The sequence below is a fragment of the Sphingomonas sp. S1-29 genome, from assembly GCF_026167545.1.
Taxonomy (GTDB): Bacteria; Pseudomonadota; Alphaproteobacteria; order Sphingomonadales; family Sphingomonadaceae; genus Sphingomonas.
In genome coordinates, this window is record NZ_CP110678.1 from 3,238,075 (window position 1) to 3,257,673 (window position 19,599).

Below are 19,599 nucleotides of genomic sequence, written 5' to 3' on the forward strand. Positions count from 1 at the left end.
TGGCGATGAAGATGGGCGTGAAGGAGTTTCGGGAGCGCTTCAGCGAAGTTGCCGAAGGCCAGGAGCCCGTGCTGGTCACCAAGAATGGCCGCATCGTCGGGCGATATGACCCGTTCGCGCAATCGCACCGGCCCGACCACGATTGGGAAGCGATCGATCAGCGGTTGGACGCCTTTCGCGCCGAATGGAAAGCGCGGACCCCCGATTGGCGCGAGCGGCTACGGTCGATCGGGCTCGACGAACATGGCGATCCGATCGACGCATGAGGATGGTCGTCGACGCCAATGTCGTGGTCAGCGCGGTGCTGGGAAAGCGCAATCCGGTCGCTGCCGCGCTGGCGCGGGGGTTGGAGTTGTTCATTCCCGAAGCGCAGCTCGACGAGGCGGTGCGGGTCGTCGCGCGGCTGGGCGATGTCGGTATCGGCGAGGCGCGCCGGTTGATCGCCGACGCGACCGCTGGTTTCGCTTTCCTGCAATTGCAGGACCTCGCCGAGGTCGAGCATAGCGCCAGGGCGCGGCTTGAGGCGCGGGGGCAGTCCGACTGGCCGGTACTGGCGGCGGCAATCTTGCTCGAAGGCCATATATGGTCACGAGATCGCGATTTTTTCGGCGTGGGGGTTCCGGTCTGGTCCACCCGCAATATCGGTTTCGCTACGGCGTAAGGAGTTTTGAATGGCTGACACCTACGACCTCATCGTGCTGGGCAGCGGCCCCGGCGGCTATGTCGCGGCGATCCGCGCGGCGCAATTGGGCATGAAAACCGCGATCGTCGAGCGCGAATTGCTCGGCGGCATCTGCCTCAACTGGGGCTGCATCCCGACCAAGGCGCTGCTGCGTTCGGCCGAGATCTTCCACTATATGCAGCACGCCAAGGATTATGGGCTGAAGGCCGACGGGATCAGCGCCGATCTCGATGCGGTGGTGAAGCGTTCGCGCGGGGTGTCGAAGCAGCTCAACCAGGGCGTCACGCACCTGATGAAGAAGAACAAGATCGCGGTGCATATGGGCACCGGCAAGCTCACCGCGCCGGGCAAGCTGACCGTGACCGACAAGGACGGCAAGACCACCGCGCTCGAAGCCAAGAACATCATCGTCGCCACCGGCGCGCGCGCGCGCGACCTGCCGGGGACGCCCGCCGACGGCAAGCGGGTGTGGACCTATCGCCATGCGATGGTGCCGACCGAGATGCCGACCAAGCTGCTCGTCATCGGATCGGGCGCGATCGGCATCGAATTCGCTAGCTTCTACAACGACATGGGCGCGGATGTTACCGTTGTCGAGATGGTCGACCGGATCGTGCCGGTCGAGGATGCCGATGTGTCGGCGTTCCTCGAAAAGTCGCTGACCAAGCAGGGCATGACGATCATGACCGGCGCGAGCCTCAGCGAGATCAAGGTCGGCGCGACCGGCGTCACCGCCAAGCTGAAGGACAAGGCGGGCAAGGAAACCGCCGGCGAATTCAGCCACGTCATCGTCGCGATCGGCATCGTCCCCAACACCGCCGACATCGGGCTGAAGGAACTGGGCGTCGAGATGGACGATCGCGGCTTCCTCAAGACCGATCCGATGTGCCGCACCAACGTGCCGGGGCTGTGGGCGATCGGCGACATCACCGCGCCGCCTTGGCTGGCGCACAAGGCAAGCCATGAGGGCGTCATCGCGGTCGAGGCGATCGCGGGCAACCACCCGCACGCAATGGACCCCAAGAACATCCCCGGCTGCACCTATTGCCACCCGCAGGTCGCGAGCGTCGGGTTGACCGAGGCCAAGGCGAAGGAAGCCGGGTATGAGCTCAAGGTCGGCAGCTTCCCCTTCATCGGCAACGGCAAGGCGATCGCGCTGGGCGAGGCCGAAGGCTTCATCAAGACGATCTTCGACGCCAAGACCGGCGAATTGCTCGGCGCGCACATGGTGGGGGCCGAGGTGACCGAATTGATCCAGGGCTATACCGTCGGCAAGACGCTCGAGACCACCGAGGCCGAGCTGATGGAAACGGTGTTCCCGCACCCGACGCTGAGCGAGATGATGCACGAGAGCGTCCTCGCCGCCTATGGCAAGGCGCTGCATATCTGACCTACGTTGCACCCCGCACTTGGTGCGGGGTGCAACTTGCCGCGGCCCCGGCGGTTCTTCTCCGACGTACAACTTCCGGAGAAGCCTTTATGTCGATCAACCGCCTTGCGCTCGCCGCCCTTCCTGCGCTTGCGCTGCTGGGGGCCTGCGGCGCCGATCCGGCGAACGATATCGTCACCACCAATACCGGCAACGTCGTTCCCAGCGAGACGCAGGAGAATATGACGTTCGAGAACGACGCGGTGAACAACACGCTAGCCGACGACCAGAACGCGATGATGTCGAACGACGCGGTCGCGACCGACGGCACCTATGGCGGCATGACCGACGCGACCGGCAACGGCATGTAAGCGCCAAGGCGGCTCGAGCCGGTGAAATGACCGGTTGAGCCGCCGGGGGGCGGGCGGCATGGTGCGCGCGATCTTTTCGGGGGAACGACCATGCGCATCATCCTGTCCACCGCCGCCGCCTTGGCGGCGGTCTCGCCCGCTGCCGCGCAGCAGGCGGCATCGCAGCCACGATCGGTCGTCATCACCGCGGCGCGGATGATCGACGTCGTCGCGGGGCGGGTGATCGAGGAGCCGGTGATCGTCGTCACCGATGGCCGGATCACCTCAGTGGTCGGGCGCAATGGCGGGCGGCCCAATATCCCGGCGGATGCGCAGCGGATCGACCTGCCGGGCAAGACGCTGTTGCCCGGCTTCATCGACATGCACGTCCATCTGGCGGGCAGCGCGCGGATCAGGGGCTATCGGAGCCTCGAATATACCGACGTCTTCCCCGTCACGCTCGGCGTCGGCAATGCGCGAGACATGCTGCACGCGGGCTTCACCACCGTCCGCAACCTGGGTTCGGCCGACTATGCCGATGTCGCACTCAAGCAGGGGATCGAGGGCGGCTTCTATCCCGGCCCGCGGATCGTTCCCGCCACTTGGAGCTTCGGCGCGACCGGCGGGCATTGCGGCGGGAGCAATCTGCTGCCGCCGAGTTACAAGCAACAGACCGAGCGCGGGGTGAACGGCGCCGAGGCGGTCCGCTATCAGGTGCGCGAGAACCGGCGCTTCGGCGCCGAGGTGATCAAGGTCTGCGCCACCGGCGGCGTCTTTTCGAAGAACACCGAGCCCGGCCAGCAGCAGATGACCGCCGACGAACTCAAGGCTGCGGCCGACGAGGCGCATATGTGGGGGCTGAAGGTCGCGGCGCACGCGCATGGCGCCGAGGGGATCAAGGCAGCGATCCGCGCGGGGATCGACACGATCGAGCATGCCAGCCTGATCGACGACGAGGGGCTCAAGCTCGCCAAGGAGCGCGGCACCTGGCTGTCGATGGACATCTTCAACACCGAATATACCCAGCGCGAGGGCGCCGCGACCGGCGCGCTCGAAGAGAATCTGCGCAAGGATCGCGAGGTCGCGCAGGTTCAGCGCGACAATTTCGGCAAGGCGGTGCGGATGGGGATAAAGCTGGTGTTCGGTTCCGACGCCGGGGTGATGCCGCACGACACCGCCGCGGGGCAGTTTGCGACGATGGTGCAGTTCGGGATGACGCCGCTGCAGGCGATCCAGGCGGCGACGACCAACGCCGCGCAGGCGTTGGGGCGCGAGCGCGATGTCGGGGCGATCGCGGTGGGGCGCTATGCCGACATCGTCGCGGTTGATGGCGATCCGCTGGCGGATATTCGCGTGCTCGAGCGGGTGAGCCATGTGGTGAAGGGTGGGGTGTTGGAGAAGGGCGTAGGGGGGTGACTTTGCACCCCTCCCTTTTGGCTCCCCTCCCTGGAAGGGAGGGGCTGGGGGTGGGTAGGGTGCTCGTGGTACGGCGGAGACATCGCCTGGGGCCTCCGTAGCCCCTGGCCTCGACCCACCCCCGACCCCTCCCTTTCAGGGAGGGGGGAGATTGCCATGTTGCTGCTTACCTTGTTGCTCGCGTTCGCCGCCCCCGCGCAGGCCACCGCGCCCGAACCGCCGATCGCCGAGCTCGGCCCCAATCTCGAGCGCTTCGCTTATCCCTGGCCGGTACAGACGATCCGCGTGCCGGTCGGGCAGTTCGGTGCCGACATGGCGTATATGGACGTCGCCCCAACCGCGCGCGCCAACGGGCGCACCGTCGTGCTGCTCCACGGCAAGAATTTCTGCGGCGCGACCTGGGAGGCGACCGCGCGGATGCTGGCGGGCAGGGGGTATCGCGTGCTGATCCCCGACCAGATCGGCTTCTGCAAGTCGGCCAAGCCCGCGGGGGCGCAATATTCGCTGCGGATGCTTGCCGCCAACACCGCGGCGTTGATGGCGGCGCGCGGGATCGAGCGCGCGGCGATCGTCGGTCATTCGATGGGGGGCATCCTGGCGATGCGCTTCGCGCTCCAGCATCCCGAGCGCACCGAGCGGCTGGTGCTGGTCAATCCGCTGGGGCTAGCCGACCGGCTGGCGCAGGGCGTGCCCTATACCCCGCTCGACCGGCTGCTCGCGGGGGAGCGCCGTACCAGCTACCAGTCGATCCGCGCCTATCAGACCGAGAATTATTATAGCGGCGCCTGGACCGCCGAGTATGATCGCTGGGTGCGGATGCTGGCGGGGCAATATGCCGGCGGCGGCAACGAGACGGTGGCGCTGGCGCAGGCCAAGACGAGCGACATGATCCAGACGCAGCCGGTAGTGTACGAACTCGACCGGATCGCGGTGCCGACGACCTTGCTGATCGGGATGCGCGACAAGACGGTGTTCGGGAAGGCGAACGCGCCTGAGGGGGTGCGGGCGACGCTGAAGCCGATCCCCGAGGTGGCGGCGAGTGCTGCCGCGCGGATCAAGGGCGTGCGGCTGGTGCGGATCGAGGGGGCGGGGCATTCGCCGCAGGTCGAGGTGCCCGAGCGGTTTGAACGTTTGCTAGTGGAGGCGTTGGGGTAGGCCGTCGACCCAAAACCGGACCGCTGAGAAGCCCGTGTTAGCTCCTGTCTCCGGACAAGAACGATACGAGAGCAAGTGCCGCGAAACCGAATGCCGCCAAGCTGTAAACGATGGTCAAGAACCAGAATGCATCAGGGGCTTCCTCCCGATCGCCATCGCCCACCCCGCGCAAAAATATATCGGGCATGGTTCCCGTGGAGAGGCCCCAAAACAGGCAGGCACCAAATGCAACCACACCAATCAACCCCGCGATAAATCCGCTCATTTGGTAGCCGAAGGGTTGGTTGCTTCCATTTGTGCAGCATGTCGTTGCGCGGGTATCTTCGCAAGTTAGCATTGCTGACTTTTTTGCTATGGATTAACCCGCGCGCTGCCCTTGCGGCCAAGGAGCGGCTAGGCCGGCGCAACGCCCGCCCCCTGTTGACCATGCCCGCCCCCCGGCGTATAGGCGCGTCCGTTCCTCAGCCGGACTTGCCGATTCCCATCGGCGCATCCGTGGCGCTGCGGGACGAGCAATGAACGTTGTTGGAGACGTCAAAGGCCCGGTGGGTCAAGCCACCCGGGTCGTTTTCGTATTCGCTCGCACAGGGCTCCAGCAAAGTAACCGCCAGAATGGCTCTGGTAACGCAAAGGTGAAGGGCTTCATGCCGACGATTAACCAGCTGGTCCGCAAGGGCCGCGATCCGCAGAAGGCCAAGAGCAAGGTCCCTGCGATGGAAGCAAACCCGCAGAAGCGTGGCGTTTGCACCCGCGTGTACACGACGACCCCGAAGAAGCCGAACTCGGCACTGCGCAAGGTCGCCAAGGTTCGTCTGACGAACCAGCGCGAAGTCATCACCTATATTCCGGGTGAAGGCCACAACCTGCAGGAGCATTCGGTGGTGCTGATCCGCGGCGGTCGCGTTCGCGATCTTCCCGGCGTTCGCTACCATGTGCTGCGCGGCGTTCTCGATACCCAGGGTGTCAAGGATCGCAAGCAGTCCCGCTCGAAGTACGGCGCCAAGCGTCCGAAGTAAGCCGGTCGTCCTTTCGACCATCAGGCTGAAGTTAAGAGGTAGAAATCAATGGCACGTCGTCGTCGTCCCGAAAAGCGGATCATTCTTCCCGATCCGAAATACGGTGATCAAATTCTTTCGAAGTTCATGAACAGCGTGATGCTCGACGGCAAGAAGGCCGTCGCAGAAGGCATCGTGTACAGCGCAATGGAAACCGTCGAGCAGCGCGCCAAACGCGACCCGGTCGGCGTGTTCCACGATGCGCTGAACAACATCGCGCCGGGCATCGAAGTGCGCAGCCGCCGCGTCGGCGGTGCGACCTATCAGGTGCCGGTCGAGGTTCGCCCCGAGCGTGCCCAGGCCCTCGCGATCCGCTGGCTCATCACCTCGGCGCGCAATCGCAGCGAGAACACGATGTCGGCCCGCCTTTCGGGCGAGCTGATGGACGCGGCGAACAACCGCGGCAACGCGGTGAAGAAGCGCGAAGACACCCATCGGATGGCAGAAGCCAACCGGGCCTTCTCGCACTATCGCTGGTAACCTATATGGGGGAGGCGCGGGGTAACACCCGCGTCGCTCCCAATTTCCGTTCGCCCTGAGTAGGGGCTGAGCATGGCGAAGACCCGTATCGAAGGGCTGCCCCGGGCGGCCTCCTTCGATACGCCATTTCGACGAGCTCAATGGCTACTCAGGACGAACGGCCGGGGTGCTCCCCGAACAGATTTCACCGCGCCGATCCGTCGGCACCAGGAGTAAGACCATGGCCCGCAGCCATCCGCTCGACCGCTATCGCAACATCGGCATCATGGCGCATATCGACGCCGGCAAGACGACGACGACCGAGCGTATCCTTTATTACACCGGCAAGTCCTACAAGATCGGCGAGGTCCATGAGGGCACCGCGACGATGGACTGGATGGAGCAGGAGCAGGAGCGCGGGATCACGATCACGTCGGCTGCGACGACCTGCAAGTGGCGCGCCGAAGAAGGCAAGGGCGAAGAGCACCTGATCAACATCATCGACACACCCGGCCACGTCGACTTCACGATCGAAGTCGAGCGTTCGCTGCGCGTGCTCGACGGTGCGGTTGCGTGCTTCGACGGCGTTGCCGGCGTCGAGCCGCAGTCGGAGACCGTCTGGCGCCAGGCCGACAAGTATGGCGTGCCGCGGATGTGCTTCATCAACAAGCTCGACCGCACCGGCGCCGACTTCTATTTCTGCGTGAACTCGATCATCGAGCGTCTGGCTGCGCGTCCTGCCGTGCTGTATTTGCCGATCGGTACCGAGGGCGGCTTCAAGGGCCTGGTCGACTTGGTCGAGAACCGCGCGATCATCTGGCTCGAAGAGAGCCTGGGCGCGAAGTTCGAATATCAGGAAATCCCTGAGGACATGGTCGAGAAGGCTGCCAAGTATCGCAGCGAGCTCATCGAGATGGCGGTCGAACTCGACGACGATCTGATGGAAGCGTATCTCGAGGGCAACGAGCCGAGCACCGCCGACCTCAAGAAGCTGATCCGCAAGGGTACGCTCAGCATGGCGTTCGTGCCGGTGGTTTGCGGCTCGGCGTTCAAGAACAAGGGCGTCCAGCCCCTGCTCGACGCAGTGGTCGACTATCTGCCGTCGCCGCTCGACGTTCCTGCGATCAAGGGCCTGAAGCTCGACGGCGAAACCCCCGACGAGCGTCCTTCGTCGGACGAGGCACCGTTCTCGGCGCTGGCGTTCAAGATCATGAACGATCCCTTCGTCGGTACGCTGACCTTCGCACGCATCTATTCGGGAAAGCTCGAGGCCGCGTCGATGGTCACCAACTCGGTGAAGGACAAGAAGGAAAAGGTCGGTCGCATGCTGTTGATGCATGCGAACAGCCGCGAGGACATCCAGGAGGCATTCGCCGGCGACATCGTCGCGCTGGCGGGCCTGAAGGACACCACGACCGGTGACACGCTCTGCGCGCAGAACGCACCGATCATCCTCGAGCGGATGGAATTCCCCGAGCCGGTGATCGAGCTTTCGGTGGAGCCAAAGACCAAGGCCGACCAGGAGAAGATGGGCGTCGCGCTCAACCGTCTTGCGCGCGAAGATCCGTCGTTCCGCGTGTCGACCGACCACGAGAGCGGCCAGACGATCATCAAGGGGATGGGTGAGCTTCACCTCGAAATCCTGGTCGATCGCATGAAGCGCGAATTCAAGGTCGAGGCCAATGTCGGCGCGCCGCAGGTGGCGTATCGCGAATATCTCGGCAAGCCGGTAGATATCGACTATACCCACAAGAAGCAGTCGGGCGGCACCGGCCAGTTCGGCCGCGTGAAGGTGAAGCTGACGCCGGGCGAGCGTGGGTCGGGCATCATCTTCAAGGACGAGATCAAGGGCGGTAATATTCCCAAGGAATATATCCCCGCGATCGAGAAGGGCTTCCGTGAGACGGCTGCTACGGGGTCGCTGGTCGGGTTCCCGATCATCGATTTCGAGATCAACCTGTACGACGGTGCCTATCATGACGTCGACTCGTCGGCGCTGGCGTTCGAAATCTGCGCGCGCGGTGCAATGCGTGAAGCCGCGCAGAAGTCGGGCATCAAGCTGCTCGAGCCGATGATGAAGGTCGAGGTCGTGACGCCTGAGGATTATCTGGGCGACGTGATCGGCGATCTGAACTCGCGTCGTGGGCAGATCCAGGGCACCGACACGCGCGGCAATGCGCAGGCGGTGGAAGCGGTCGTGCCGCTGGCGAACATGTTCGGCTATGTGAACCAGCTGCGCTCGTTCACCCAGGGCCGCGCGCAGTACAGCATGCAGTTCTCGCATTACGACGAAGTGCCTGCCAACGTCGCCGACGAAGTGAAGGCGAAGCTGGCGTAATCGAATACGAGCCGCTATGGGGCCGCCTTTCGGCGAGTCCCCGAGCGGCCGGGAAATCTGAATTCAGCAAGGTAGGGAATCATGGCGAAAGCAAAGTTCGAGCGGAACAAGCCGCATCTCAACATCGGCACCATCGGTCACGTCGATCATGGCAAGACGTCGCTGACCGCGGCGATCACGAAGATCCTGGCCGAGACCTCGGGCGGCGTCGCAGTCGACTTCGCCAACATCGACAAGGCACCCGAAGAGCGCGAGCGTGGCATCACGATCTCCACCGCGCACGTCGAGTATGAGACCGCAGCGCGTCACTATGCGCACGTCGATTGCCCGGGCCACGCCGATTATGTGAAGAACATGATCACCGGCGCGGCGCAGATGGACGGCGCGATCCTGGTGGTTTCGGCCACCGACGGCCCGATGCCACAGACCAAGGAGCACATCCTGCTCGCCAAGCAGGTCGGCGTGCCGACCATGGTGGTCTTCCTCAACAAGGTCGACCTGGTCGACGACGAGGAAATCCTCGAGCTGGTCGAAATGGAGATCCGTGAGGAGCTTTCGAAGCGCGACTTCGACGGCGACAATATTCCGATCATCCGTGGTTCGGCGACCTGCGCGCTTTCGGGTTCGAACGACACGTTCGGCAAGGACGCGATCCTGGCGCTGATGGCAGCAGTCGACGAGTCGATCCCGCAGCCCGAGCGTCCGCTCGACAAGCCGTTCATGATGCCGATCGAGGACGTGTTCTCGATCTCGGGTCGCGGTACGGTCGTCACCGGTCGCGTCGAGACCGGCGTTGTGAAGGTTGGCGAGGAAGTCGAGATCGTCGGCATCCACGACACCCGCAAGACCACGGTCACGGGCGTCGAGATGTTCCGCAAGCTGCTCGACCAGGGCATGGCAGGCGACAACATCGGCGCACTGATCCGCGGCGTTGGCCGTGAGGAAGTCGAGCGCGGGCAGGTTCTCTGCAAGCCGGGCTCGATCAAGCCGCACACCGAGTTCGCTTCGGAAGTGTACGTGCTGTCGAAGGACGAGGGTGGCCGTCACACGCCGTTCTTCGCCAACTATCGTCCGCAGTTCTACTTCCGCACCACGGACGTGACCGGCACCGTCGAGCTGCCCGAGGGCACCGAGATGGTGATGCCAGGCGACAACGTTGCGCTCGGCATCAAGCTGATCGCCCCGATCGCGATGGACGTCGGCCAGCGTTTCACCATCCGTGAGGGTGGCCGTACCGTCGGCGCAGGTGTTGTCAGCGGCATCACCAAGTAAGCTAGACGCACAAATAAAGCCGCCCGGTCCTGTGAAAACGGGGCTGGGCGGTTGCTTTTCTACGCTGCGCCCGTTAGGGGCGCTCGCTCAGTTTCATTGAACAGCAAGAGGCGGCCATTGGCCGTCAGCCCGGCACCGCCGGGGTGGCGATCGACCAGGCAGCCCCCGCTCTTTCGCATTGGTAGGGACATGGACAACAACATCCGCATTCGCCTGAAGGCGTTCGACCACCGCGTGCTCGATCAGGCCGCCGGCGACATCGCCGACACCGCCCGTCGCACCGGCGCGCTTATCCGTGGCCCCATCCCTTTGCCGACTCACATCGACAAGTTCACGGTCAACCGTGGCCCGCACATCGACAAGAAGTCGCGCGAGCAGTTCGAGACGCGCACCTATAAGCGCCTGCTCGACATCGTGCAGCCGACCCCGCAGACGGTGGACGCGCTGATGAAGCTCGACCTGGCCGCAGGCGTTGACGTAGAGATCAAGCTGGCGTAAAGGCCTGCTTCCGCGAGTTCCTTGGGATTCGCGTCACCCCAGCGCAGGCTGGGGTCTCGTTGAGGAGAGCGCTACGCTCACCACTGGGAGATGCCAGCCTTCGCTGGCATGACGAAAACAGACATTTCGGAATACCGCCGGTGGCGCAAGCCGCCGGGACAGCGTTCCCCGTCACGTCCGGTTCGCCGGACATCCAGCCCGGGACGGGGCACGCTTTTCATCATGGGTTGGGCACGCCCGCGCGGTCGCTTTTGATCGCGTGGGCCTCTGTATAGGAGCAACAGGTCATGCGCACTGGCGTGATCGTTAAGAAACTGGGAATGACCCGCTTGTTCCAGGACGATGGTCGGCATGTGCCGGTAACCGTTCTGGCGCTCGAGGGCGTTCAGGTGGTTGCACAACGCACCATCGATCGCGACGGCTATGTCGCGGTTCAGCTAGGCGCGGGTTCGGCCAAGGCCAAGAACACCGCGAAGCCGCAGCGCGGACATTTCGGCAAGGCCGAAGTCGAGCTGAAGGCACAGCTTTGCGAATTCCGCGTTGCGGAAGATGCGATGCTCGATGTCGGTGCCGAGATCGGCGCGGACCATTTCGTCGCCGGCCAGATCGTCGACGTTTCGGGCAAGACGCAGGGCAAGGGCTTTGCCGGCGCTATGAAGCGCTGGGGCTTCGGAGGCTTGCGCGCCACCCACGGCGTTTCGCTGTCGCACCGTTCGCACGGTTCGACCGGCCAGCGCCAGGATCCGGGCAAGGTCTTCAAGAACAAGAAGATGGCCGGCCATATGGGCGACCGTAACCGCACCCAGCAGAACCTGGAAATCGTCCAGACCGACGTCGAGCGTGGCTTGCTGTTCGTCAAGGGTTCGGTTCCCGGCTCGAAGGGTGGCTGGTTGATCGTCAAGGACGCGGTGAAGGTCGCGCGCCATGCCGATGCTCCCTATCCCGCAGGCCTTAAGCAGGTCGCCAACAACAACGACGTCGCAGCCGACACGCCCGCCGAGGACGTGACCACGGTCGAGACGACCGACGGCCAGGAGGGCTGAACGTGAAGATCAAGGTTCAAACCCTCGAGGCTACGGAAAATGGCGACATCGAGCTGAACGACGCCGTATTCGGTGTCGAGCCGCGCGCTGACATCCTGCACCGCGTCGTCACCTGGCAGCTGCACAATCGCCGCGGCACTGCACGTCCGACGCGTGAGCGTTCGGAGGTCGCGCGTACCGGCAAGAAGTTCGGTCGCCAGAAGGGCGGCGGTACCGCCCGTCACGGCGATCGCCGCGCACCGATCTTCATCGGTGGTGGTAAGGCGCACGGTGCCCGGCTTCGCGACTTCGACAACAGCCTGAACAAGAAGGTTCGTGCGTTGGGTCTGAAGATGGCGCTGTCGAGCCACGCTGCTGCCGGCACGCTCGTCGTGCTCGACGACCTCAAGGTCGCCGAAGCCAAGACCAAGGTGCTCCAGGGCGCCTGGGCCGCGATGGGCTTCGGCAAGACCGCGCTGGTGATCGACGGTGACGCAGTGGAAGACGGCTTCGCGCTGGCAACCCGCAACCTGTCGTACATCAACGTGATGCCTGCAGTCGGCGCCAATGTGTACGACATCCTGAAGCATGACACGCTGGTGCTGACGCGCGCCGCGGTCGAGAAGCTGGAGGCACGCTTCCATGGCTAAGCAGACCAAGGCTGCGATCGACAACCGTCATTATGACGTGATTGTCGCACCGCACATCACCGAGAAGTCGACCCTCGTCTCCGAGCACAACGCGGTTGTGTTCAAGGTGGCAAACGATGCCACCAAGCCGGAGATCAAGGCGGCCGTTGAAGCGCTGTTCGACGTAAAGGTCACCGGCGTGAACACGATCGTCCAGAAGGGCAAGACGAAGCGCTGGAAGGGCACGCCCTACAAGCGTTCGGACATCAAGAAGGCGATCGTGACGCTGAAGGACGGCGATTCGATCGACGTCACGACGGGGGTCTGAGGCAAATGGCACTCAAGCATTATAATCCGACCTCGCCGTCGCGGCGTGGCCTCATCCTGGTGGACCGCTCGGCGCTCCACAAGGGCGGTCCCGTCAAGGCGCTGACCGAGGGTAAGCGCAAGACCGGTGGCCGTAACAACAAGGGCCATGTCACGTCGCGCGGCATCGCCGGCGGCCACAAGCAGCGCTATCGCATCGTCGATTTCAAGCGTCGCAAGTGGGACGTCGAAGGCACCGTCGAGCGGCTCGAATACGATCCCAACCGCACCGCGTTCCTGGCGCTCATCAACTACGGCCCCGTGCCTTTCGGTGAAGTCGGCGAGAATGGCGAGAAGTCGGACGTCGCCTATATCATCGCGCCGCAGCGGCTTGCCGTCGGCGACAAGGTGGTCGCAGGCAAGAAGACCGACGTGAAGCCGGGCAACGCGATGGAGATCGGCCAGATGCCGGTCGGTACCATCGTTCACAATGTCGAGATGAAGCCCGGCAAGGGCGGTCAGATCGCACGTTCGGCAGGCACCTATGTGCAGGTCGTGGGTCGTGATCGCGGCATGGTGATCGTCCGCCTGAACTCGGGCGAGCAGCGCTACATTCGCGGCGAGTGCATGGCGACGGTGGGTGCGGTGTCGAACCCCGACAACCAGAACACCAATCTTGCCAAGGCAGGCCGCAACCGTTGGAAGGGCATCCGCCCGCTGACGCGCGGTGTTGCCAAGAACCCGGTCGACCATCCGCACGGCGGTGGTGAAGGCCGGACCTCGGGCGGCCGTCATCCGGTCACGCCATGGGGCAAGCCGACCAAGGGTGCTCGCACTCGTCACAACAAGTCGACCGATCGCATGATCATCCGGTCGCGTCACGCCAAGAAGAAGGGCTAACGCCATGGCTCGTTCGGTATGGAAGGGTCCGTTTGTGGAACTCAGCCTTCTCAAGAAGGCCGAGACCGCACAGGACGCCGGGGGTCGCAGCGGCCCGATCAAGACCTGGTCGCGTCGCTCGACGATCCTGCCCCAGTTCGTGGGACTTACGTTCAGCGTCTATAACGGTCGCAAGTTCGTTCCCGTCTCGGTCAACGAAGACATGGTCGGCATGAAGCTGGGCGAGTTCGCGCCCACGCGCTTCTTCCCCGGCCATGCGGCAGACAAGAAGGGCAAGCGCTGATGTCGAAGCCTAAGGCTCCCCGTCGCGTCGCCGACAACGAGGCGTTGTCGGTCGGCACGCAGATCCGTGGTTCGGCGCAGAAGCTGAACCTGGTGGCTGCGCTGATCCGCAACCAGCCCGTCGGTCAGGCGATGAACATCCTCGCTTTCTCGAAGAAGGCGATGGCTGTCGATGCCCGCAAGGTGCTCGCCAGCGCGATCGCCAACGCCGAGAACAACCACAATCTCGACGTCGACGCGCTCGTCGTCGCCGAGGCGTCGGTCGGCAAGTCGATCGTGATGAAGCGTTTCGCCACGCGCGGTCGCGGCAAGTCGACGCGCATCCTGAAGCCGTTCAGCCGCCTGCGCATCGTCGTACGCGAGAAGCAGGAAGAGGAGGCCTGATATGGGTCACAAGAGCAATCCAATCGGTCTTCGCCTGCAGATCAACCGTACCTGGGACAGCCGCTGGTTCGCCGAGGGTTCGGAATATGGCCGGCTGCTGCTGGAGGATCTTCGCATCCGCCAGTACATCATGTCGACGCTGAAGCAGGCTGCGATTTCCAAGGTCGTCATCGAGCGTCCGGCAAAGCTGTGCCGCATCTCGATCTTCGCTGCCCGTCCCGGTGTGATCATCGGCAAGAAGGGCGCGGACATCGAGAAGCTTCGCAAGAAGATCGGCACGATGACCCCGTCGGACGTCTCGCTGAACATTGTCGAGATCCGCAAGCCCGAAGTCGATGCGCGCTTGGTCGCGCAGGGCATCGCCGACCAGCTCGAGCGTCGTATCGCGTTCCGCCGTGCCATGAAGCGCGCGGTGCAGTCGGCGATGCGGCTTGGCGCCGAGGGCATCCGCATCAATTGCGGTGGCCGTCTTGGTGGCGCCGAAATCGCGCGGTCGGAATGGTATCGTGAGGGCCGGGTGCCGCTGCACACGCTGCGCGCCAACATCGACCATGCCGAAGCCGAGGCGCATACCGCCTATGGCGTGTGCGGCGTGAAGGTGTGGATCTTCAAGGGCGAAATCCTGGGCCATGATCCGATGGCAACCGATCGCCTCAATCTTGAATCGCAGACGTCGGGCGTTCGCCCGGCGCGCGACGACCGTCGCTGAGGGTTAGGCAATGCTGCAACCGAAAAAGAGCAAGTTCCGCAAGGCCTTCAAGGGCCGGATCAAGGGCGATGCCAAGGGTGGCGCAACGCTGAACTTCGGGTCGTACGGCCTGAAGGCGATGGAACCCGAGCGGATCACCGCGCGCCAGATCGAGGCGGCTCGCCGCGCGATCACGCGTCACATCAAGCGTCAGGGGCGGTTGTGGATCCGCATCTTCCCCGACCTTCCGGTGTCGTCGAAGCCCGCCGAAGTCCGCATGGGCTCGGGCAAGGGTGCCCTTGAATATTGGGCAGCGCGCGTGAAGCCGGGTCGTATTCTGTTCGAGCTGGACGGCGTTCCCGGCCCGCTTGCGGCAGAAGCATTCGAGCGGGCGGCGATGAAGCTGCCGATCAAGGTGAAGGTCGTTGCCCGTCTCGGCGACACCTCGCACCTGGAGGGTTGATTGAGATGACCAAGCCTACCGACATGCGCGTCAAGACCGACGACCAGCTGACCGACGATCTGGGCAACCTGAAGCGCGAGGCATTCAACCTGCGCTTTCAGGCGGCGACCAGCCAGCTCGAAAAGCCGAGCCGGGTCAAGGAAGTCCGTCGCGACATCGCCCGTATCAAGACCTTGCAGGGCGAGCGTCAGCGCTCGTCCGCCAAGTAAGAGGAAACGACATGCCGAAGCGTGTGCTGACCGGGATGATCGTCTCGGACAAGACCGACAAGACGGTGGTGGTAAGCGTCGAGCGTAAGGTGAAGCACCCGCTCTACGGCAAGATCATCCGCCGGACGAAGAAGTATCACGCTCACGACGAGGTGAATGCCTATCGTGAGGGCGAGACGGTACGGATCGAAGAGACCGCACCGATTTCGAAGCTGAAGACGTGGAAGGTCGTGGATCGTGTGAACGTCCATGCCACTCCCGAAGAGACGGCGGCAGCGGCGGAAGCCTAAGCCACCATTGTAGAAGGCGGGGCTGGGTCGGAATCCACCCCATATTGAGAAGGATACGGATCGATGATCCAAATGCAGTCCAATCTCGACGTCGCTGACAATAGCGGCGCGAAGCGGGTGCAGTGCATCAAGGTGCTGGGCGGCTCTAAGCGTCGCGTGGCCGGTGTTGGCGACGTGATCGTCGTCAGCGTCAAGGAAGCAGCACCCCGTGGCCGCGTGAAGAAGGGTGACGTGCATCGCGCCGTCATCGTCCGCACGCGCAAGGATATCCGCCGCGCCGATGGCTCGGTCATCCGCTTCGACGGCAACGCCGCGGTGCTGGTCAACAAGAACGAGGAGCCGATCGGCACCCGTATCTTTGGCCCGGTGGTTCGCGAGCTGCGTGGCCGTGGCTACATGAAGATCATCAGCCTGGCGCCGGAGGTTCTGTAATGTCTGCCGCAAAGATCAAGAAGGGCGACCGCGTCGTCGTCCTGTCGGGCAAGGACAAGGGCAAGACCGGTGAGGTCGTCCGTTCGATGCCGCGCGACGAGAAGGTCGTGGTCCAGGGCGTGAACATCGCCGTCCGCCACAAGAAGCCTTCGCAGGGGCAGCCGCAGGGCGGCCTCGAGCGTTCGGAAGCACCGCTGCACATCTCGAAGGTCGCGCACGTGACCGGCGACGGCAAGGCGACGCGCGTCCGTTTCGAAGAGCGCGACGGCAAGAAGGTTCGCGTTGCGGTCAAGACCGGGGAGGTCATCGGTGGCTGATAAGTATATTCCGCGGATGCGGGCCAAGTACGACGCGGAAATCGCCAAGGCGATGACCGAGAAGTTCGGCTACAAGAACGCGATGGAAATCCCGCGCATCGACAAGATCGTCCTAAACATGGGCGTTGGCGAAGCGACGCAGGACAAGAAGAAGGTCGAGCAGGCGGCGTCCGAAATGGAGCTGATCGCCGGCCAGAAGCCCGTCATCACCAAGGCGAAGAAGTCGGTCGCGACCTTCAAGCTGCGTGAGGGGATGCCGATCGGCGTGAAGGTAACGCTTCGCCGCGAGCGCATGTACGAGTTTCTCGACCGCTTCATCACGATCGCGCTGCCGCGCGTTCGCGATTTCCGCGGGCTGAACCCCAAGAGCTTCGACGGACGCGGCAACTATGCCTGCGGCCTGAAGGAGCAGCTGGTGTTCCCCGAGATCAACTATGACCGCATCGACAAGGTGCGCGGCATGGACGTGATCGTGACCACCACCGCGCGCACCGACGACGAAGCGCGTGAGCTGCTTCGCCTGTTCGGCTTCCCGTTCCCCAAGAACGAAGAAGAAGAGAAGCAGGCGGCGTAATTCTGTCCCGCTCCCGCTGGCGGGAGAGGGAGGGAGCCGCGCAAGCGGCGGAAGGGTGAGGGCCTGGCCTTCACCAAATCAATGCTGGGGGTTACAGACCCTCACCCCGACCCTCTCCCGCAAGCGGGAGAGGGAGCATAAGGAAAGAGAGCTTAAGTCGATGGCGAAACTGAGTTCGATCAACAAGAACGAGAAGCGGCGCAAGCTGGTCAAGAAGTATGCCCCGAAGTACGCGGCGCTGAAGGCCATTGCGAACGACCGCGACCTCGATGACACGGAGCGTCTGATGGCGCGCCTGAAGATGGCCGAGCTGCCGCGCAACGGCAACCCGACCCGCATCCGCAACCGGTGCGAGCTTAGCGGCCGCCCGCGCGGCTATTACCGCAAGTTCCGTCTTGCCCGCGTCATGCTGCGCGATCTGGCCAACAAGGGCCTGATCCCCGGCGTCACGAAGTCGAGCTGGTAAGGACCTGACATGGCTTTGACCGATCCACTGGGTGACATGCTCACCCGCATCCGCAACGGCCAGCGCGCGCGCAAGGACTCCGTCCTTACGCCCGCTTCGAAGCTGCGGGCTCGCGTGCTCGACGTGCTTCAGCGCGAGGGCTATATTCGTGGCTACAGCGAAGAGCAAATGGGCCCCGCGGCCGGCATCCGCATCGAGCTGAAATATTTCGAGGGCCAGCCCGCGATCAAGCATGTCGCGCGCGTTTCGAAGCCCGGTCGCCGGGTCTATTCGGGCTCGCAGGAACTGCCCAAGGTCCGCAACGGCCTTGGCATCACCATCGTATCGACGCCGCGTGGCGTTCTGTCCGACGCCGAAGCGCGCGAACAGAATGTCGGTGGCGAAGTGCTCGCGGAGGTATTCTGATGAGCCGCATCGGCAAGAAGCCGGTCAGCGTCCCTGCGGGCGTGACCGCGACGATCGACGGCGAGCAGATCAGCGTCAAGGGCCCCAAGGGCACGCTGACGATGCCGCTGTTCGACGACATCAAGTATGAAAATGTCGATGGCGGCATCGCCGTCACCCCAGCGAACGACACCAAGCGTGCGCGTGCGTTCTGGGGCATGCAGCGGACCATGGTGCAGAACCTGGTGACCGGCGTGACCGACGGTTTCACCAAGAAGCTGATCATCACCGGCGTCGGCTATCGTGCCGCGGCCCAGGGGAAGAACCTGAAGCTGCAGCTGGGCTACAGCCACGACGTCAACATCGAGGTGCCCGAGGGCATCGAGGTGAAGACGCCTGATGCGACCACGGTCGAGATCAGCGGCTCCGACAAGCAGAAGGTCGGCCAGCTGGCCGCCGAGATCCGTCGCTGGCGCAAGCCCGAGCCGTACAAGGGCAAGGGCATCAAGTACGACGGCGAGTTCATCTTCCGCAAGGAAGGGAAGAAGAAGTAATGACCAAGGGCATGTCTCTCTTCGAGAAGCGGCGCCGCCGCAACCGTACCGCGCTTCGGGCGCGTGGCGGTGGTCGGCCGCGTCTGTCGGTCCATCGTTCGGGCCAGCATATCTATGCGCAGGTGATCGACGACGTCGCCGGCCGCACGCTGGCGATGGCATCGAGCCTCGACAAGGACTTCCGCGACAGCGCGAAGGCCAATGTCGAGACCGCAGCCGATGTCGGCAAGCGCCTGGCCGAGGCGGCGAAGGCCGCCGGCGTCACCCAGGTCGTCTTCGATCGTGGCGGCTTCCTGTATCATGGTCGCGTGAAGGCGCTGGCGGAAGCCGCGCGTGAAGGCGGATTGGAGTTCTAATATGGCGGACGACAACAACCCGACCGGCGCTTCGGCAGCCGCGCCCGCTTCGGCTCCTCCCCAGGACGGTCCTGGCGGTCCTCCGCGCGGTCCGCGCGGCGGTCGTGGCCGTGGCGGCCCCGGCGGCGGCCCCGGTGGCAACAACAACCGTGGTGGCGGTCGCGACAATCGTGGCGGCAACCGGCGCGACAATCGCGGCGGCAGCGACGATGGCGGCGAAGAGCTGATCGAGAAGCTGGTGCACATCAACCGCGTTTCGAAGACGGTAAAGGGCGGCAAGCGCTTCGGCTTTGCAGCGCTCGTCGTCGTCGGCGATGGCAAGGGCCGTGTCGGCTTTGGTCATGGCAAGGCGCGCGAAGTGCCCGAGGCGATCTCGAAGGCGACGGCAGCTGCCAAGAAGGCGATGATCCGCGTGCCGCTGCGCGACGGTCGTACGCTGCATCACGACGGCGTCGGTCACTTCGGCGCAGGCCTGGTGTATCTGCGTTCGGCACCTGCTGGTACCGGCATCATCGCCGGCGGTCCGATGCGCGCCGTGTTCGAGGCGCTCGGCGTCGCCGACGTGGTGACCAAGTCGACCGGCACGTCGAACCCGTACAACATGATCCGCGCAACCTTCGAGTCGCTGGGCGAGCAGACCTCGCCCAAGAGCGTCGCGCAGCGTCGCGGCAAGAAGATCGCCGACCTGCTCGGCCGTGGTGGTTCACAGACCGCCGAGGCCGATGCCGCAGCGGTCGTGGAGTGAGCGA

30 protein-coding genes are annotated in these 19,599 nt (G+C 64.1%); 29 read left to right on the top strand and 1 reads right to left on the bottom strand.

Going from position 1 to position 19,599, the window contains the following annotated elements; genetic code table 11:
• Positions 1–5: 5 nt before the first annotated feature.
• The 6 genes from OKW76_RS15455 (at position 6) to OKW76_RS15480 (ending at position 4,972) form a co-directional block, all read left to right on the top strand.
• On the top strand, positions 6–266 hold the full coding sequence (locus OKW76_RS15455) for a hypothetical protein (RefSeq protein WP_265549796.1): 261 nt from the start codon (positions 6–8) through the stop codon (positions 264–266).
• Positions 263–661 carry a PIN domain-containing protein gene (locus tag OKW76_RS15460; protein WP_265549798.1) on the top strand — a complete coding sequence of 133 codons (399 nt, stop codon included), beginning with the start codon at positions 263–265 and terminating at the stop codon, positions 659–661. The genes OKW76_RS15455 and OKW76_RS15460 overlap by 4 nt, the downstream gene beginning before the upstream one ends.
• 10 nt (positions 662–671) lie before the next feature.
• A complete protein-coding gene (gene lpdA, locus OKW76_RS15465; RefSeq protein ID WP_265549800.1) occupies positions 672–2,072 on the top strand; it encodes a dihydrolipoyl dehydrogenase in 1,401 nt (466 codons plus the stop codon).
• Between the two features lie 89 nt (positions 2,073–2,161).
• Positions 2,162–2,422, top strand: coding sequence for a hypothetical protein (locus tag OKW76_RS15470; RefSeq protein ID WP_265549802.1), 261 nt, complete (start codon positions 2,162–2,164; stop codon positions 2,420–2,422).
• Between the two features lie 90 nt (positions 2,423–2,512).
• Positions 2,513–3,817 carry a metal-dependent hydrolase family protein gene (locus tag OKW76_RS15475; protein ID WP_265549805.1) on the top strand — a complete coding sequence of 435 codons (1,305 nt, stop codon included), beginning with the start codon at positions 2,513–2,515 and terminating at the stop codon, positions 3,815–3,817.
• A 156-nt stretch (positions 3,818–3,973) separates the two neighbouring features.
• Positions 3,974–4,972 (top strand): alpha/beta fold hydrolase, encoded by a 999-nt coding sequence (locus OKW76_RS15480; protein WP_265549807.1) that lies wholly within the window; start codon positions 3,974–3,976, stop codon positions 4,970–4,972.
• A 37-nt stretch (positions 4,973–5,009) separates the two neighbouring features.
• On the opposite strand, the gene OKW76_RS15485 is transcribed toward OKW76_RS15480, so the two are convergent.
• Positions 5,010–5,237 (bottom strand): hypothetical protein, encoded by a 228-nt coding sequence (locus tag OKW76_RS15485; protein ID WP_265549809.1) that lies wholly within the window; start codon positions 5,235–5,237, stop codon positions 5,010–5,012.
• A 379-nt stretch (positions 5,238–5,616) separates the two neighbouring features.
• Between OKW76_RS15485 and rpsL the strand changes: the two genes are divergently transcribed.
• The 23 genes from rpsL (at position 5,617) to rpsE (ending at position 19,595) form a co-directional block, all read left to right on the top strand.
• Positions 5,617–5,988, top strand: a complete 372-nt coding sequence (gene rpsL / locus OKW76_RS15490) for a 30S ribosomal protein S12 (protein WP_033921175.1) — start codon at positions 5,617–5,619, stop codon at positions 5,986–5,988.
• A 48-nt stretch (positions 5,989–6,036) separates the two neighbouring features.
• The gene (gene rpsG / locus OKW76_RS15495) at positions 6,037–6,507 is read left to right on the top strand and encodes a 30S ribosomal protein S7 (RefSeq protein ID WP_033921130.1); all 471 of its coding nucleotides are present in this window, start codon (positions 6,037–6,039) and stop codon (positions 6,505–6,507) included.
• 220 nt (positions 6,508–6,727) lie between these two features.
• On the top strand, positions 6,728–8,824 hold the full coding sequence (gene fusA / locus OKW76_RS15500) for an elongation factor G (protein WP_265549814.1): 2,097 nt from the start codon (positions 6,728–6,730) through the stop codon (positions 8,822–8,824).
• An 81-nt stretch (positions 8,825–8,905) separates the two neighbouring features.
• Complete coding sequence (gene tuf / locus OKW76_RS15505; RefSeq protein ID WP_265549816.1) at positions 8,906–10,096, top strand: elongation factor Tu; 1,191 nt, start codon at positions 8,906–8,908, stop codon at positions 10,094–10,096.
• Between the two features lie 189 nt (positions 10,097–10,285).
• Complete coding sequence (gene rpsJ, locus OKW76_RS15510) at positions 10,286–10,594, top strand: 30S ribosomal protein S10 (protein WP_033921125.1); 309 nt, start codon at positions 10,286–10,288, stop codon at positions 10,592–10,594.
• 287 nt (positions 10,595–10,881) lie between these two features.
• Complete coding sequence (rplC, locus tag OKW76_RS15515; RefSeq protein ID WP_265549832.1) at positions 10,882–11,637, top strand: 50S ribosomal protein L3; 756 nt, start codon at positions 10,882–10,884, stop codon at positions 11,635–11,637.
• Positions 11,638–11,639: 2 nt separating this feature from the next.
• Entirely contained in the window at positions 11,640–12,266 is a 627-nt protein-coding gene (gene rplD, locus OKW76_RS15520; protein ID WP_256506761.1) for a 50S ribosomal protein L4, read from the top strand.
• Positions 12,259–12,573, top strand: a complete 315-nt coding sequence (locus tag OKW76_RS15525) for a 50S ribosomal protein L23 (protein ID WP_033921120.1) — start codon at positions 12,259–12,261, stop codon at positions 12,571–12,573. Before rplD ends, OKW76_RS15525 begins: the two co-directional genes overlap by 8 nt.
• A gap of 5 nt (positions 12,574–12,578) precedes the next feature.
• Positions 12,579–13,451 (top strand): 50S ribosomal protein L2, encoded by an 873-nt coding sequence (gene rplB, locus OKW76_RS15530; protein WP_265549835.1) that lies wholly within the window; start codon positions 12,579–12,581, stop codon positions 13,449–13,451.
• Positions 13,452–13,455: 4 nt separating this feature from the next.
• Complete coding sequence (rpsS, locus tag OKW76_RS15535) at positions 13,456–13,734, top strand: 30S ribosomal protein S19 (RefSeq protein ID WP_256506763.1); 279 nt, start codon at positions 13,456–13,458, stop codon at positions 13,732–13,734.
• Complete coding sequence (rplV, locus tag OKW76_RS15540; protein ID WP_033921115.1) at positions 13,734–14,117, top strand: 50S ribosomal protein L22; 384 nt, start codon at positions 13,734–13,736, stop codon at positions 14,115–14,117. The genes rpsS and rplV overlap by 1 nt, the downstream gene beginning before the upstream one ends.
• A gap of 1 nt (position 14,118) precedes the next feature.
• A complete protein-coding gene (rpsC, locus tag OKW76_RS15545) occupies positions 14,119–14,826 on the top strand; it encodes a 30S ribosomal protein S3 (protein WP_256506764.1) in 708 nt (235 codons plus the stop codon).
• Between the two features lie 10 nt (positions 14,827–14,836).
• The gene (gene rplP / locus OKW76_RS15550; RefSeq protein WP_033921111.1) at positions 14,837–15,268 is read left to right on the top strand and encodes a 50S ribosomal protein L16; all 432 of its coding nucleotides are present in this window, start codon (positions 14,837–14,839) and stop codon (positions 15,266–15,268) included.
• Between the two features lie 5 nt (positions 15,269–15,273).
• Positions 15,274–15,477 (top strand): 50S ribosomal protein L29, encoded by a 204-nt coding sequence (gene rpmC, locus OKW76_RS15555; protein WP_033921110.1) that lies wholly within the window; start codon positions 15,274–15,276, stop codon positions 15,475–15,477.
• 11 nt (positions 15,478–15,488) lie between these two features.
• A complete protein-coding gene (gene rpsQ, locus OKW76_RS15560) occupies positions 15,489–15,767 on the top strand; it encodes a 30S ribosomal protein S17 (protein WP_033921109.1) in 279 nt (92 codons plus the stop codon).
• 63 nt (positions 15,768–15,830) lie between these two features.
• Positions 15,831–16,199 (top strand): 50S ribosomal protein L14, encoded by a 369-nt coding sequence (rplN, locus tag OKW76_RS15565; RefSeq protein WP_033921107.1) that lies wholly within the window; start codon positions 15,831–15,833, stop codon positions 16,197–16,199.
• On the top strand, positions 16,199–16,516 hold the full coding sequence (gene rplX, locus OKW76_RS15570; RefSeq protein WP_265549838.1) for a 50S ribosomal protein L24: 318 nt from the start codon (positions 16,199–16,201) through the stop codon (positions 16,514–16,516). Before rplN ends, rplX begins: the two co-directional genes overlap by 1 nt.
• Complete coding sequence (rplE, locus tag OKW76_RS15575) at positions 16,509–17,090, top strand: 50S ribosomal protein L5 (RefSeq protein ID WP_319937611.1); 582 nt, start codon at positions 16,509–16,511, stop codon at positions 17,088–17,090. Before rplX ends, rplE begins: the two co-directional genes overlap by 8 nt.
• Before the next feature lie 160 nt (positions 17,091–17,250).
• Positions 17,251–17,556 carry a 30S ribosomal protein S14 gene (gene rpsN / locus OKW76_RS15580; RefSeq protein WP_256506766.1) on the top strand — a complete coding sequence of 102 codons (306 nt, stop codon included), beginning with the start codon at positions 17,251–17,253 and terminating at the stop codon, positions 17,554–17,556.
• A gap of 9 nt (positions 17,557–17,565) precedes the next feature.
• Complete coding sequence (rpsH, locus tag OKW76_RS15585) at positions 17,566–17,961, top strand: 30S ribosomal protein S8 (RefSeq protein ID WP_033921102.1); 396 nt, start codon at positions 17,566–17,568, stop codon at positions 17,959–17,961.
• On the top strand, positions 17,961–18,494 hold the full coding sequence (gene rplF / locus OKW76_RS15590; protein WP_256506767.1) for a 50S ribosomal protein L6: 534 nt from the start codon (positions 17,961–17,963) through the stop codon (positions 18,492–18,494). The genes rpsH and rplF overlap by 1 nt, the downstream gene beginning before the upstream one ends.
• A complete protein-coding gene (gene rplR, locus OKW76_RS15595) occupies positions 18,494–18,850 on the top strand; it encodes a 50S ribosomal protein L18 (protein WP_033921100.1) in 357 nt (118 codons plus the stop codon). Before rplF ends, rplR begins: the two co-directional genes overlap by 1 nt.
• Position 18,851: 1 nt before the next feature.
• A complete protein-coding gene (rpsE, locus tag OKW76_RS15600) occupies positions 18,852–19,595 on the top strand; it encodes a 30S ribosomal protein S5 (RefSeq protein ID WP_256506768.1) in 744 nt (247 codons plus the stop codon).
• Positions 19,596–19,599 lie beyond the last annotated feature (4 nt).

Coding starts and splice junctions, on each gene's coding strand:
- rpmC (WP_033921110.1), top strand. CDS start 15,274: ATGACCAAGCCTACCGACATGCGCGTCAAGACCGACGACCAGCTGACC.
- OKW76_RS15475 (WP_265549805.1), top strand. CDS start 2,513: ATGCGCATCATCCTGTCCACCGCCGCCGCCTTGGCGGCGGTCTCGCCC.
- rpsH (WP_033921102.1), top strand. CDS start 17,566: ATGGCTTTGACCGATCCACTGGGTGACATGCTCACCCGCATCCGCAAC.
- rpsS (WP_256506763.1), top strand. CDS start 13,456: ATGGCTCGTTCGGTATGGAAGGGTCCGTTTGTGGAACTCAGCCTTCTC.
- rplF (WP_256506767.1), top strand. CDS start 17,961: ATGAGCCGCATCGGCAAGAAGCCGGTCAGCGTCCCTGCGGGCGTGACC.
- rplP (WP_033921111.1), top strand. CDS start 14,837: ATGCTGCAACCGAAAAAGAGCAAGTTCCGCAAGGCCTTCAAGGGCCGG.
- rplB (WP_265549835.1), top strand. CDS start 12,579: ATGGCACTCAAGCATTATAATCCGACCTCGCCGTCGCGGCGTGGCCTC.
- rpsJ (WP_033921125.1), top strand. CDS start 10,286: ATGGACAACAACATCCGCATTCGCCTGAAGGCGTTCGACCACCGCGTG.
- rpsE (WP_256506768.1), top strand. CDS start 18,852: ATGGCGGACGACAACAACCCGACCGGCGCTTCGGCAGCCGCGCCCGCT.
- OKW76_RS15455 (WP_265549796.1), top strand. CDS start 6: ATGAAGATGGGCGTGAAGGAGTTTCGGGAGCGCTTCAGCGAAGTTGCC.
- rplR (WP_033921100.1), top strand. CDS start 18,494: ATGACCAAGGGCATGTCTCTCTTCGAGAAGCGGCGCCGCCGCAACCGT.
- OKW76_RS15470 (WP_265549802.1), top strand. CDS start 2,162: ATGTCGATCAACCGCCTTGCGCTCGCCGCCCTTCCTGCGCTTGCGCTG.
- OKW76_RS15485 (WP_265549809.1), bottom strand. CDS start 5,237: ATGAGCGGATTTATCGCGGGGTTGATTGGTGTGGTTGCATTTGGTGCC.
- rpsQ (WP_033921109.1), top strand. CDS start 15,489: ATGCCGAAGCGTGTGCTGACCGGGATGATCGTCTCGGACAAGACCGAC.
- rplN (WP_033921107.1), top strand. CDS start 15,831: ATGATCCAAATGCAGTCCAATCTCGACGTCGCTGACAATAGCGGCGCG.
- rpsN (WP_256506766.1), top strand. CDS start 17,251: ATGGCGAAACTGAGTTCGATCAACAAGAACGAGAAGCGGCGCAAGCTG.
- rplC (WP_265549832.1), top strand. CDS start 10,882: ATGCGCACTGGCGTGATCGTTAAGAAACTGGGAATGACCCGCTTGTTC.
- OKW76_RS15525 (WP_033921120.1), top strand. CDS start 12,259: ATGGCTAAGCAGACCAAGGCTGCGATCGACAACCGTCATTATGACGTG.
- rpsC (WP_256506764.1), top strand. CDS start 14,119: ATGGGTCACAAGAGCAATCCAATCGGTCTTCGCCTGCAGATCAACCGT.
- lpdA (WP_265549800.1), top strand. CDS start 672: ATGGCTGACACCTACGACCTCATCGTGCTGGGCAGCGGCCCCGGCGGC.
- rplV (WP_033921115.1), top strand. CDS start 13,734: ATGTCGAAGCCTAAGGCTCCCCGTCGCGTCGCCGACAACGAGGCGTTG.
- OKW76_RS15480 (WP_265549807.1), top strand. CDS start 3,974: ATGTTGCTGCTTACCTTGTTGCTCGCGTTCGCCGCCCCCGCGCAGGCC.
- OKW76_RS15460 (WP_265549798.1), top strand. CDS start 263: ATGAGGATGGTCGTCGACGCCAATGTCGTGGTCAGCGCGGTGCTGGGA.
- rplX (WP_265549838.1), top strand. CDS start 16,199: ATGTCTGCCGCAAAGATCAAGAAGGGCGACCGCGTCGTCGTCCTGTCG.
- rpsG (WP_033921130.1), top strand. CDS start 6,037: ATGGCACGTCGTCGTCGTCCCGAAAAGCGGATCATTCTTCCCGATCCG.
- fusA (WP_265549814.1), top strand. CDS start 6,728: ATGGCCCGCAGCCATCCGCTCGACCGCTATCGCAACATCGGCATCATG.
- rpsL (WP_033921175.1), top strand. CDS start 5,617: ATGCCGACGATTAACCAGCTGGTCCGCAAGGGCCGCGATCCGCAGAAG.
- tuf (WP_265549816.1), top strand. CDS start 8,906: ATGGCGAAAGCAAAGTTCGAGCGGAACAAGCCGCATCTCAACATCGGC.